Annotated in this window: 11 protein-coding genes; 3 read left to right on the forward strand and 8 right to left on the reverse strand. The window is 45.8% G+C overall.

Annotation, left to right across the window (positions count from 1 at the left end):
* Nucleotides 1-195: 195 nt before the first annotated feature.
* The 6 genes from WDV75_RS19000 to nudF all read right to left on the reverse strand — a co-directional run bounded on the left by WDV75_RS19000 (nucleotide 196) and on the right by nudF (nucleotide 7,638).
* The gene (locus WDV75_RS19000; protein ID WP_273558431.1) at nucleotides 196-927 is read right to left on the reverse strand and encodes a 1-acylglycerol-3-phosphate O-acyltransferase; all 732 of its coding nucleotides are present in this window, start codon (nucleotides 925-927) and stop codon (nucleotides 196-198) included.
* A gap of 211 nt (nucleotides 928-1,138) precedes the next feature.
* Complete coding sequence (gene parC, locus WDV75_RS19005) at nucleotides 1,139-3,394, reverse strand: DNA topoisomerase IV subunit A (RefSeq protein WP_273558433.1); 2,256 nt, start codon at nucleotides 3,392-3,394, stop codon at nucleotides 1,139-1,141.
* Between the two features lie 85 nt (nucleotides 3,395-3,479).
* Nucleotides 3,480-5,375 carry a DNA topoisomerase IV subunit B gene (parE, locus tag WDV75_RS19010; RefSeq protein WP_273558435.1) on the reverse strand — a complete coding sequence of 632 codons (1,896 nt, stop codon included), beginning with the start codon at nucleotides 5,373-5,375 and terminating at the stop codon, nucleotides 3,480-3,482.
* Between the two features lie 73 nt (nucleotides 5,376-5,448).
* Nucleotides 5,449-6,057, reverse strand: coding sequence for an esterase YqiA (gene yqiA / locus WDV75_RS19015; protein WP_273558437.1), 609 nt, complete (start codon nucleotides 6,055-6,057; stop codon nucleotides 5,449-5,451).
* Nucleotides 6,057-6,899 (reverse strand): 3',5'-cyclic-AMP phosphodiesterase, encoded by an 843-nt coding sequence (gene cpdA / locus WDV75_RS19020; RefSeq protein WP_273558439.1) that lies wholly within the window; start codon nucleotides 6,897-6,899, stop codon nucleotides 6,057-6,059. Before cpdA ends, yqiA begins: the two co-directional genes overlap by 1 nt.
* Nucleotides 6,900-6,996: 97 nt before the next feature.
* Complete coding sequence (gene nudF, locus WDV75_RS19025) at nucleotides 6,997-7,638, reverse strand: ADP-ribose diphosphatase (protein ID WP_273558441.1); 642 nt, start codon at nucleotides 7,636-7,638, stop codon at nucleotides 6,997-6,999.
* A gap of 218 nt (nucleotides 7,639-7,856) precedes the next feature.
* Here nudF and tolC point away from each other — a divergent pair, with 218 nt between their 5' ends.
* From tolC to WDV75_RS19040, 3 genes are all read left to right on the forward strand, one after another.
* On the forward strand, nucleotides 7,857-9,221 hold the full coding sequence (gene tolC, locus WDV75_RS19030) for an outer membrane channel protein TolC (RefSeq protein WP_273558443.1): 1,365 nt from the start codon (nucleotides 7,857-7,859) through the stop codon (nucleotides 9,219-9,221).
* Between the two features lie 186 nt (nucleotides 9,222-9,407).
* A complete protein-coding gene (locus tag WDV75_RS19035; protein WP_189760207.1) occupies nucleotides 9,408-10,082 on the forward strand; it encodes a DUF1190 family protein in 675 nt (224 codons plus the stop codon).
* Nucleotides 10,083-10,088: 6 nt separating this feature from the next.
* Nucleotides 10,089-11,249: a glutathionylspermidine synthase family protein gene (locus WDV75_RS19040; RefSeq protein ID WP_273558445.1), complete on the forward strand. Its 1,161-nt coding sequence runs from the start codon at nucleotides 10,089-10,091 to the stop codon at nucleotides 11,247-11,249.
* Between the two features lie 5 nt (nucleotides 11,250-11,254).
* On the opposite strand, the gene ygiD is transcribed toward WDV75_RS19040, so the two are convergent.
* A complete protein-coding gene (ygiD, locus tag WDV75_RS19045) occupies nucleotides 11,255-12,031 on the reverse strand; it encodes a 4,5-DOPA dioxygenase extradiol (RefSeq protein ID WP_273558447.1) in 777 nt (258 codons plus the stop codon).
* 216 nt (nucleotides 12,032-12,247) lie between these two features.
* Nucleotides 12,248-12,901, reverse strand: a complete 654-nt coding sequence (gene ribB / locus WDV75_RS19050; protein WP_273558449.1) for a 3,4-dihydroxy-2-butanone-4-phosphate synthase — start codon at nucleotides 12,899-12,901, stop codon at nucleotides 12,248-12,250.
* Between the last annotated feature and the right edge of the window lie 74 nt (nucleotides 12,902-12,975).

Below are 12,975 nucleotides of genomic sequence, written 5' to 3' on the forward strand. Positions count from 1 at the left end.
CCGAATAGCAATTCCCAATGATTGCCTGATTCAAATAATTGCAGGGATGAATACTCTGATATTGTGGCTATCAGAATTTATTATTCTATCGATTGCGTTTAATAAAAACGTTAATTTATTAAACGCAATCATATCGCGAATAGGAGAAAATTTCTAAAATTATCGAAAAATTATAGCGATAATCAGTCCAACTGGCTATCTACGCTGATTAAGTGCCTCGACTTCTTTATCCAATTCTGCAATTTTAGTTTGCATTATTTGTCGGCAGTGTTCTGCCAATTCACGAACTTGATCTTTGGTATATTTCGTGGTGTCAATCGGGGGCAACATTTCAACAATAACGGTGCCATTGTCCCAACGATTTAGTTTTATTTTATCGTGTGTTGTAGAAACACAAACCGGTACAATAGGTGCACCTGCGGCAATGGCGGCATGAAAGGCACCTGTTTTAAAAGGCATCAATCCACGGCCACGACTCCGTGTTCCTTCTGGAAACATCCAAACCGAAATTTGATTTTTTTTGATCTGATCGACAACCTGTGAAATCGTGCCATGAGCTTTTGTCCGATTATCCCTGTCGATCAAAATATTACCTGTCAACCAATATAGCTGGCCAAAGAAGGGAATAAAGACCAGGCTTTTTTTGCCCACGGTAACAGTTCGTGGCTGCACCGCATTCGACATCGTAACCATATCGTAATTATTTTGGTGATTGCCAATATAAATACTTGGCCCATACTCCCGTGCTTCCTCTGGAACACGTTCCAGCAGCTTAATGCCAAGCACTTTATGCAATTTGCCAAACGCACGCCCGAAAGTCATAACATGACGTGGATTACGTGGGCTGAATAAACAGTAGATACAGCCAAAAATAACGATCAGTATCCCAAGCAGAATAACAATAATTCCCCGAATGATTGCTAGCATAGCGGCCCCTTGTTGAAAGGCCAGTGCATTCATTACACTGGCCTAAAATTACGATTTATACCAATCTAACTTCAAGATGCGTGTGATTTCATCGAGTGTTGTAAATTGCAAATCAATGTGATGGTTTATATCTCCCCGCGTAGCGGAGAGATATAAGACACATCTTGAGAGACGATTGGCAGATGCCTTTCTTCACTCTGCAATTTGCAGCTTAATCGCTTGTATTACAAACCACTTCAACGCGCTCAACACGCTGTAACCCGCGTGGCAGAGACGCTCCCTTGCGCCCTCTCTCTGCCCTGAATTTCTGTAAATCCTCAGAGCGAAGCAGTAACTTGCGTTTGCCAAAGTAAAGCGTGATAGAAGATTGTGGTGGCAAGACCAGTAACCAAGCCAGCATATCTTCGCCTGATGCAGCCTGTGCCGCCGGAATAGAAACAATCTTATTGCCCTTGCCCTTTGAAAGCTGTGGCAAATCAGTCACTGGAAACATCAACATACGGCCCGCTTTGGTAATTGCCAGTAACATGTCTTCCTGTTCGTTGTTAATCTCCAACGGCGGCATCACTTTAGCATTCTCGGGCAAAGTAATCATGGCCTTACCCGCACGGTTCTTGGCAATCAAATCATTGAAAGTACAGATAAAACCATATCCCGCATCAGATGCCATCAAGAATTTCTGATCTTCTTTCGCCATCAAAAGATGCTCAACCGATGCCCCAGCCGGCAACGCCAGTTTGCCCGTTAACGGTTCTCCCTGCCCTCTGGCTGATGGCAAATCCAACGGATCAACGGAATAACTGCGCCCTGTGGTATCAATAAAGACCACGGGCTGGTTACTCTTGCCACGCACTGCACTGCGGAAGCTGTCACCAGATTTGTAATTTAAGCCGGCCGGATCAATCTCGTGCCCTTTCGCACTACGTACCCAGCCCATCTCTGACATGATGACAGTAATCGGCTCAGACGGCAGGATATCGTGATCACTCATAGCCTTCGCTTCCGTGCGCTCTTTCAGCGGGGAGCGACGGTCATCACCGTAGCTTTCTGCATCGGCAATAATTTCTTTTTTCAGTAAGGTATTTAACTTACGTTCAGAACCCAAAATCGCCTGAAGCTTGTCACGTTCTTTCGCCAGTTCATCCTGTTCGCCACGGATTTTAACTTCTTCCAGTTTCGCCAGGTGACGCAATTTCAGTTCAAGAATGGCTTCGGCCTGCGTTTCGGTTAAGTCAAAACGCTGCATCAATACTGACTTCGGTTCATCTTCATTACGAATAATATGGATAACTTCATCAATATTAAGATAGGCCGTCAGCAAACCTTCCAAGATATGCAAACGCTTAAGCACTTTTTCCAGGCGATGGTTCAGGCGATTACGCACGGTTTCACGGCGGAAAACCAGCCATTCACTGAGGATCTCAACCAAACCCTTAACCGCAGGGCGGTTATCCAGACCGATCATGTTGAGATTGATGCGATAACTTTTTTCCAAATCAGTGGTTGCAAACAGGTGGTTCATTACCTGCTCGACATCCACGCGGTTAGTACGCGGAACAATCACCAAACGAGTTGGATTTTCATGATCAGACTCGTCACGCAGATCATCCACCATCGGCAACTTTTTCGCCCGCATTTGGCTGGCAATTTGTTCTAATACCTTCGCGCCAGATACCTGGTGAGGCAAGGCGGTGATCACTACGTTACTGTCTTCTTTTGACCAAACCGCCCGCATCCGCACCGAACCACGGCCATTTTTATAGATTTTGCGGATATCTTCTTTTGATGTGATGATCTCAGCTTCTGTTGGATAATCCGGCCCTTTGACATATTCCATCGCCTCATCAAGCGATAAATCAGGTTTATCCAGCATGGCAATCAGTGCATTCGCGACCTCACGCGCATTGTGTGGCGGGATATCGGTCGCCATCCCCACGGCAATGCCTGTGGTGCCATTGAGCAAGATATTGGGCAGACGTGCAGGCAAACACTTAGGCTCCTGCAATGTACCATCAAAGTTTGGCACCCAGTCTACGGTTCCTTGCCCCAACTCAGACAGTAACAATTCAGCATATTTAGACAAACGGGATTCGGTATAACGCATCGCCGCAAAGGATTTTGGATCATCCGGCGCCCCCCAGTTGCCTTGTCCGTCGACTAACGGATAGCGGTATGAGAAAGGTTGTGCCATCAAAACCATAGCTTCATAACAAGCTCCATCGCCATGCGGGTGATATTTACCGAGAACATCACCGACAGTACGGGCAGATTTTTTAAATTTGGCACTGCTGCTCAGCCCAAGTTCTGACATCGCATAGACAATACGACGCTGAACCGGCTTTAAGCCATCACCGATAAAAGGCAACGCCCTGTCCATGATGACGTACATGGAGTAATTCAAATAGGCATTTTCAGTGAACGCATGGAGCGGCTGACGCTCCACACCGTCGTGAGTTATCTCACTCATGTAATAATTTCCTCAGGATCTGTATTGACTACCTTTGCGCTATCTTTCTCTGTGTGCACTTTATCTTATGCACTAAATTCATGCGCTAAACTTCGATATCGATGGAATCACCCTTCTCTTGCAGCCAATTACGGCGATCTTCTGAACGTTTCTTCGCCAGAAGCATATCCATGACTGAGAGGGTTTCTTGATAATTTTCATCGTCGATAGTCAATTGCACCAGACGGCGAGTATTAGGATCTAACGTGGTTTCACGCAACTGTATTGGGTTCATTTCACCCAACCCTTTAAAACGCTGAACGTTCGGTTTGCCCCGCTTGCGACTCAAACGATCCAGGATGGCGCTTTTTTCCCCTTCGTCCAGCGCATAATGTACTTCTTTGCCGAGGTCGATGCGATATAGCGGCGGCATGGCCATATAAACATGTCCGCGTTTCACCAATGTCGGGAAATGACGGACAAACAAGGCGCACAGCAATGTTGCAATGTGTAATCCATCAGAGTCTGCGTCCGCCAGTATGCAGATTTTACCGTAGCGTAGCTGGCTTAGATCGTCACTATCCGGATCAATACCAATCGCAACAGAAATATCATGAACTTCCTGCGAAGCCAGAACTTCATCCGAAGAGACTTCCCATGTATTCAGGATTTTTCCGCGCAGTGGCATGATCGCCTGAAACTCACGATCACGAGCTTGTTTCGCAGAGCCTCCTGCGGAATCCCCTTCCACTAAAAACAATTCAGTAACATTGAGATCTTGCGCAGTACAGTCTGCCAATTTACCCGGCAACGCAGGGCCATTGGTCAGCTTTTTGCGTACGACTTTCTTCGCCGCACGCATTCTACGCTGCGCACTGGCAATCGCCATTTCAGCGAGTTGCTCCGCATCTTGAATATGCTGGTTCAGCCACAAGCTGAATGCATCTTTTACCACGCCAGAAACGAAAGCCGCAGACTGGCGAGAAGAAAGACGCTCTTTGGTTTGGCCGGCAAATTGCGGATCTTGCATTTTAAGCGATAACACGTAAGCACAGCGATCCCAGATATCATCGGCAGAGAGTTTAACTCCACGTGGTAATATATTGCGGAATTCGCAGAATTCACGCATGGCATCCAACAATCCCTGACGCAAGCCGTTAACATGGGTGCCGCCTTGTACCGTTGGGATCAAGTTGACGTAGCTTTCCGTCAATAATTCTCCACCTTCCGGTAGCCAGAGCACGGCCCAATCAACCGCTTCCGTATCTCCACTTAATGTGCCGACAAAAGGGGCCTGTGGCAATGTTACCAGCCCGTTAACCGCTTCCAGCAGATAATCTGTCAACCCGTCGGCATAACACCATTTCTGCTCGGTATCGTTCAGTTTGTCCTTAAAAACAATCTCCACACCTGGGCACAACACCGCCTTGGCTTTTAGTAAATGCGTCAAGCGGGTGGCAGAAAAACGGGGCGTGTCGAAATAGCTTTCATCTGGCCAAAAATGGACACTCGTGCCGGTATTGCGTTTGCCACAACTGCCGATGACTTCCAATTCTTGTACTTTCTCACCATTTTCAAAGGCGATTTGGTGTACCTGACTGTTACGACGAACAGTCACTTCCACGCGCCTGGACAGGGCGTTGACCACCGAGATCCCAACTCCATGTAAGCCACCAGAGAATTGGTAATTTTTATTGGAAAATTTTCCGCCCGCATGTAGGCGGGTCAAAATCAATTCAACAGCAGAAACTTTTTCTTCAGGATGGATATCAACCGGCATACCACGGCCATCATCTATCACTTCCAGAGACTGATCGCTGTGAAGGATTACTTCAATATGCTTCGCGTGACCAGCCAGAGCTTCGTCCACACTGTTATCGATCACTTCCTGTGCCAGATGGTTCGGGCGGGCTGTATCGGTATACATTCCGGGACGGCGACGAACTGGCTCCAGGCCACTGAGGACTTCAATGGCCTCTGCGTTGTAACTAGATTGAGTCATGTTGTAATTCTGTCGGTTGCTTCGTTATTAGAGGGCCAATCAGTATTGATATACTGTTGATAATACCAGTCGTTTACCTATTTTTGGCAATTTTTTTACTATTGCCACTGGTTAGCCCTAAGAAGTCAATGATTTGAGGGAAATAATATTCGAAGCCAATAAAAGCATGATTTCCACCAGATTCAACCGTCTGTCGGCACTGCATCAGGTAAGCAACGGCTTGACGGTAATCAAGTACCTCATCCCCTGTTTGCTGCAATAACCAAATAAGATCCGGTGATTCCAGCGGGTCAATGTGCATCACTTTGAGATCATGTATATGGCTTGGTTTGAGAGTATAGCGCTCTTCGGTATAGGGATTCACGTTTTCCCCAAGATAATTCTGAAGCAAGTCGAAAGGACGTACCGCAGGATTGACAACCACGGCGGGCAAACCAAAGCACTGAGAAAGCCAGATAGCCAGATACCCCCCCAAAGAAGAACCCACTAGTCCGATATTTTCACCAGCAAGTTCCATGACCAGCTCTTCCAGTAAGATGGCCGCATCTTCGGGGTAAGGGGGTAATTGCGGCACCAGCATGTCAATTTCAGGATGCTGCTGGTGTAACCACGTTTTCAGCGCATTCGCTTTCGCTGATTGTGGGGAACTATTGAAACCATGTAAGTAGAGTAATGTCGACATTAATACCCGTCCGAATCTAAATCCGGGCAAAACTCGTTATTCTTAAGCCTGTGAACCTGTGTCTGCAATTGTGCTTCTTTATTATTGCCAGCCACAGACAGTTCGAGATAACGCCATCCCGGAGCCACTGTATCAAGCATAAAATTAGTACAATGTGGCTTAAATTGCACACAGGTTGATGGGGTTGCCATAACACGAATACCGTTCCATATGTCATCCACCTCTTGATGGATATGCCCACACAGTATAACTTTCACCTGGGTTTTGCCTTTCAAACATTCTGATAATTCGGGAGCATTACGCAAACTGTGTTGATCCAACCATGTGCATCCAGACGGAATCGGGTGATGGTGCAGCATAATTATTGCATGGCGATCACTGTGTTCATCCAGGCATTTTTTCATCCACTCAAGCTGATAATCCGTCAACTCACCATGAGGAACACCTTGCACTTGACTGTCCAGCATAATCAACTGCCAATGCTGACCGATAAATATCTGCTTGGAAGGTGAAATGCCTGCTGCTGCCAACGTGTCAACCATCGCGGGTTGATAATCATGATTACCGGGTAACCAAACACAAGGTGCAGGTAAACGCGCAATGCCCTCAGCAAAATGCTGGTAAGCATTAATGGTCTGATCCTGTACCAAGTCACCTGTCGCAACGATCAAATCAATATCGAGATCTTGCTGCAAAATCATATCCAATACCGCATGATAACTGCGATAGGTATTGACTCCCAGCAATGAATCTCCCTTATTAGCAAAAAGGTGCGTGTCGGTAATTTGCAGTATTCTGGCTGTGGCGCCTTCTGCCACAGGTATTTCAAGCAGGCTTTCCAAAAGGTTTCCTTTTCCTGTCGATCATAAGGATGATTTTAACGTGTCTTGGTGCAAAAGATCTGCTGGCTGGGGCACACTTCCCGTTTTCCAACATAAATTAGGAATGATTACCCAACCACTTTTTCCTAAGTTTTTCATGGTGCAATGCCAGCCACTGTATTGCAATAACTGAAGCCGCATTATCGATAATGCCCGCTTCTACCCATTGATAAGCCTGTTCACGACTCACAACCAGAACGCGAATATCTTCATGTTCACCTTCCAGACCGTGAACCCCTGACGCGGTGGCGGCATCGACTTCACCAACAAAGATATGCATACGCTCTGTCGTACCGCCAGGGCTGGAAAGATAACTTAATGCAGGCTGACAGCGCTTAACCTCAATTCCTGCTTCTTCTACGACTTCGCGACGGACGACTTGTTCAGCGTCTTCTCCCGCTTCGATCATGCCAGCAATCACTTCCAGCAACCACGGCGTATGACTGGTCTCAATCGCCGGAATTCGGATTTGTTCAATCAAAACAACTTCATCGCGCACCGGATCATAAGGCAATAAAACGCCGGCATGACCTCGCTCAAAAACCTCACGTTTAATGATTTCACTCCAACCACCGCGAAATAAGCGATGCCTGAATTGATATTCAGTCATGTTAAAAAAACCGCGGTAAAGCGTTTTTTGAGAAATCATTTCGACATCTTGTTTAGTAAAAGTATATGGCGAGACAAGATCTTTACTCATAAAATCACCTGATTAGTTTTTAAAATTTCCTATTATTAAAAGGTATTTTTTCATATTGATCTAAATAAATTCATTTTGATGATACAAACAAGCAGAAAAATGAGGCAATATGGCACAAACAGCCACCCTACCCTGCTGGCATTCTCTGCTAGAATCTGTGGTATTAGTTTTTATGCAGAGGCAACTTAAGCAAAATAGCTGCACAACAAGGAACGCAAATGAAAAAATTGCTCTCTCTTTTTATCGCTATGAATCTGGTAGGTTTTAGTACTTCAAGCCATGCTGCGGATTTACTCCAAATTTATCAGCAGGCAAAAGAAACAAACCCTGAATTGCTTAAGGCACAGGCCGACCGTAATTCAGTAGTTGAAAAGATTAATCAAGCTCGTAGCTCTTTATTGCCCCAATTAGGTCTGAATGCGGGTGTCAATTATGGCAAGGGTTTTCGCGATGCCAGAAATTCAGAATCTCATGGCACAAATGCGAGTCTGCAACTGACGCAAACCATTTTTGATATGGCAAAATGGAATCAGCTGAATCAAGCAGAGAAAAATGCGGGTATTGAAGACATCAAATATCAAGCAGCTCAACAGCAATTAATCCTCAACACTGCACAAGCCTATTTTGACGTTCTGAATAAAATTGATACATTGACATTTACCGAAGCGCAAAAAGCTTCATTGTACCGTCAACTGGATCAAACCACTCAGCGTTTTAATGTCGGTCTGGTTGCCATTACTGACGTGCAGAATGCCCGCGCTCAATATGACTCGATTCTGGCAACCGAAGTTTCTGATCGCAACAATCTGGAAAATGCGCTGGAAAAACTGCGTATGATTACAGGCAATTACTACCCACAGTTGGCTGCACTAAATATTGATCTGTTCAAAACCAAACAACCAAAATCAGGTGATAAAGTGCTCAAAGAAGCAGAAGTCCGTAACCTGAACCTGCTGTCAGCCCGCTTAATGCAAGATCTAAGACGCGAACAAATCAAAGAAATGCAGACAGGCTATATGCCAACGGTTAATTTAAGCGCAGATACAAGTATTTCTAACGATCATACGCGCGGAAATAAACGAATGGACGAATATAGAGGCGGCAATAGCGTTAAGCTTTCTTTGAGTTTACCGCTGTTCAGTGGTGGAGCGACCTATTCTCAAGTAGAGCAAGCGAAATATAATTTTGTCAGCGCTAGTCAGGACTTGGAAAATACGTATCGTAAAGTCACACAAGAAGTGCATTCTTCTACCAATAACATTGCTGCTGCTATCAGTAGTGTTGACGCCAACAAGCAAGCGGTACTCTCTGCGCAAAGTTCATTGGACTCAATGGAAGCCGGTTATCAGGTAGGAACCCGCACAATCGTCGATGTGCTGGATTCGACAACTAAACTTTATCAAGCCAAGCAGAATCTGTCTAAAGCACGTTACGACTATTTGCTTTCCCTGTTACAAAATAAACAGGCACGCGGCGTTTTGAATGAAAATGATTTGATAGAGTTGAATAAGATGCTAGGCGCGCAGATCTCAACCTCTGCCAGCAATATCATTAAAGAGATGAAAACACCATCAATTCGCTGAATTAATGCACTATCGTTCTCCATTGAAAAACGTTATATTAAAAACGCTATACTAATAGAAAACAGCCCGCAATTTCTCGGGCTGTTTTTTAGCACATCCCTGAGAGCCGTTCCCATTGAACACAATAAAATGGGGTAAGGCTCTTAATCTTAATCAGAGACCTTCAAGATGGATGCCCCTATGACAATGAAACGGACAAAAGAGATAAACCGCGATTCTTTCCGTAAAACGTGGAGAAGCTATCGCCTGACACCTGTCGCGCTTGCTGTCAGTGCTGTTTTTATGCTTGCTGCCTGTGAACAAAATGATGAAACGGTATCACTTTATACGAATGCCGATGAGTGCTCCCAGGCGAATCCTTCTCAAAGCGAACAATGCAAAACTGCTTACAACAACGCCCTGAAAGAAGCGGAAAAAACCGCACCGAAATATGCGACTCGCGAAGAGTGTGTGGCTGAATTCGGTGAACAACAATGTACGCAAACCCCAGCTCAGGCGGGTGTCGGTCAGCAAGCTCAGGCACAAAACAGTAGCGGCAGTTTCTGGATGCCTTTGATGGCAGGCTATATGATGGGGCGCTTAATGGGCGGTAGCTCTGCACCATCACAACCGCTGTTCACATCACAATCGGCTTCCAGCCCAGCAAATGGTAAGTTTGTCGATGCAACAGGTAAAAGCTATGGCCCTGCCACCGCAGGTGGTCGCAGCATGACCGTGCCAAAAACGGCGATGGCGCCAAAACCTGCAACCACAACCACGATTACCCGTGGTGGGTTCGGTGAATCCGTGGCGAAACAATCTGCCATGCAGCGTTCATCTGCCAGCTCAAGTTCCAGTTCTTCCCGTTCGATGGGTGGTTAAGCAAAGATGAAACGCATTGGTATTACCGAACGCCCGGATTGGCGCGAAAAAGCAGCAGAGTTTGGTTTTAATTTTCACACCATGTATGGTCAGCCTTACTGGAGTGAAGATGCTTATTACCAGTTCACCCTGGATCAAATTGAAGAAATTGAAGATGTAACGGCAGAACTGCACCAAATGTGTTTGCAGGTTGTGGAAAAAGTGGTCGATAGTGAAGAGTTGCTGACTAAATTCCAGATCCCAAAACACTGTTGGGAATTTATCCGTTCTTCATGGGTAACCAGCCAACCTTCACTCTATTCCCGTCTGGATTTGGCTTATGATGGCAAAAATCCCCCAAAATTACTGGAAAACAACGCCGATACCCCAACGTCACTGTATGAATCAGCTTTCTTTCAGTGGATCTGGCTGGAAGACCAGATGAATGCCGGTAATTTGCCGTCAAACGCCGATCAGTTCAACAGCCTGCAAGAAAAGCTGATTGAACGTTTTGCACAGTTACGTGAAAAACATGGGTTTGGCCTGCTGCACATGGCCTGCTGTCAGGATACTGAAGAAGATCGTGGCACCATCCAATATTTGCAGGATTGTGCTGCGGAAGCCGGTATTCCTACCGAATTCCTGTTTATTGAGGATATCGGGTTGGGTGAGAAAGGGCAGTTTACTGACTTGCAGGATCAAGTGATCAGTAACCTATTTAAGCTGTACCCGTGGGAATTTATGCTGCGTGAGATGTTTTCCACCAAGCTGGCTGATGCGGGCGTCCGTTGGCTGGAGCCAGCATGGAAAAGCATTATCTCCAACAAAGCACTGCTGCCAATGCTGTGGAAAATGTTCCCAAATCATCCTAACTTGTTGCCTGCCTATTTTGCGGATGAACGCCCTTCAGACATGAACAGCTATGTCATTAAGCCACTGTTCTCCCGTGAAGGTGCCAATATTCGCATCATTGAAAACGGCCAAGAAATCGCCAGTGCGGATGGCCCTTATGGGAAAGAAGGCATGATTATCCAACAGTTCCACGCATTGCCAAAATTTGAGGGTAACTATGCGCTGGTCGGTAGCTGGTTAGTGGATGATCAATCTGCGGGTATCTGTATCCGTGAAGACCGAGAATTAATTACTCAAGATCTGTCACGCTTCTACCCGCATATTATTTTGGATTGATTCAATCAGCCAAGCTGAATCGATAACATACTTAAAGAGCCGTCTTCAATTCCTTCAACGGGTGTTGAAATTGGCTCTTTTTTATTCCATGTCCCCATCACATACAGCAATGGCAAAAAATGTTCTGGTGTTGGGTTAGATAATTGACCATCTTCCCTGTCCAAAGCATTAAACAAAGGATGAGGCTCTTCCAGGCTGGTTAAACTTTCACGCACAAACTGCTCAAAAGAGCTGGCCCAAGGAAAAGGCTCTGCCCCCAGTTTTGCGGCCGGCAGGTTATGCACAATATTTCCACTCCCCAGGATTAAGACGCCTTCGTCTCGCAATAAAGTTAATTTTTTACCTATTTCATAATGAAAAGAAGCTGGTTGATTACGATCCATGCTCAATTGGACAACCGGAATATCGGCATCAGGATACATTTTTGCCAATATCCCCCAAGAGCCATGATCCAATCCCCATTGTTCAAAATCAGTCTCAACCTCAATCGGTTCAAGGATATCCTGTACCAATACAGCCAGTTCAGGAAATCCCTTAGCCGGATACTGTTTTTCATGCAATTCTCTGGGAAAATTACCAAAATCGTGGATAGTTCGGGGCCGTGCCATCGTTGTCACGGCTGTACCCTTCGTGTACCAGTGCGCAGAAATAACCAAAATCGCCCTTGGCCTGGATAATTTCTTCCCCAGTTCAAACCAGGCACGTGAGTAACAGTTATTTTCAATAGCATTCATTGGGCTGCCATGACCAATGAATAGAGCAGGCATTCTCAGGAGACTCATTTTCGCCCCTTATACAACAAATTGAACATTCGAATAATGAATTCGGATTATGACAAAAAAATTATGACAGGATTAGGACATTCCTTCCTTGAATATCGTCAATCAAAAATGATGGAATGCCTTAGAAATATTGAAAGGCTACAGGGTGTGGACTGTAGCCTTTCAAAGTACATGCGTATGTCTTCCAGTATTATTTAGGGACTCTTTTAAAACCCGTTAGCTGGCTACCTTTGCCATGTTTAAACGGTAATCTACCAAATCTTCAATCGTGACTACCGGCATATTATGTCGCTTTGCGAATTCAATCACTTCAGGAGCTCGAGCCATTGATCCATCGTCATTCGTCAATTCACATAACACTCCTGCTGGTTTGAACCCCGCCATTTTAACCAAATCAATAGTCGCTTCGGTATGACCGCGACGGGTTAAAACCCCTCCCGATTGCGCGCGCAGAGGAAAGACGTGTCCAGGTCGGCTCAGATCACTGGGTTGTGCATCATCGGCAATAGCGGCCTGGATCGTGGTGATGCGATCTGCCGCAGATACCCCTGTTGTCACGCCTTGTGCGGCTTCAATTGAGACGGTGAAAGCGGTTTGATATTGGCTTGAATTGTTTTCCACCATCATGGGCAGTTTTAACTGCTGACGGCGCTCTTCGGTCAAGCACAGGCAAACAATTCCACTGCCGTGGCGGATAGTTAATGCCATTTGCTCTACCGTCATTGTTTCGGCGGCGAAAATCATGTCACCTTCATTTTCACGGTTTTCGTCATCCAGTACCATCACGCCTTGACCTGCACGCAAAGCAGCAAGCGCACGTTCAACACGTTCAAATGGCGTCCCATATGAGGAAAGTAGCGTCTGATTCATGGTAAAGAAACCTCTTTAAATGTATGGATTACCAGAATCAGGGCAATTTTGAGGAGTTCGTGCTGCGCAAAAAT

This window comes from Xenorhabdus griffiniae, from assembly GCF_037265215.1.
Lineage (GTDB): Bacteria > Pseudomonadota > Gammaproteobacteria > Enterobacterales > Enterobacteriaceae > Xenorhabdus > Xenorhabdus griffiniae.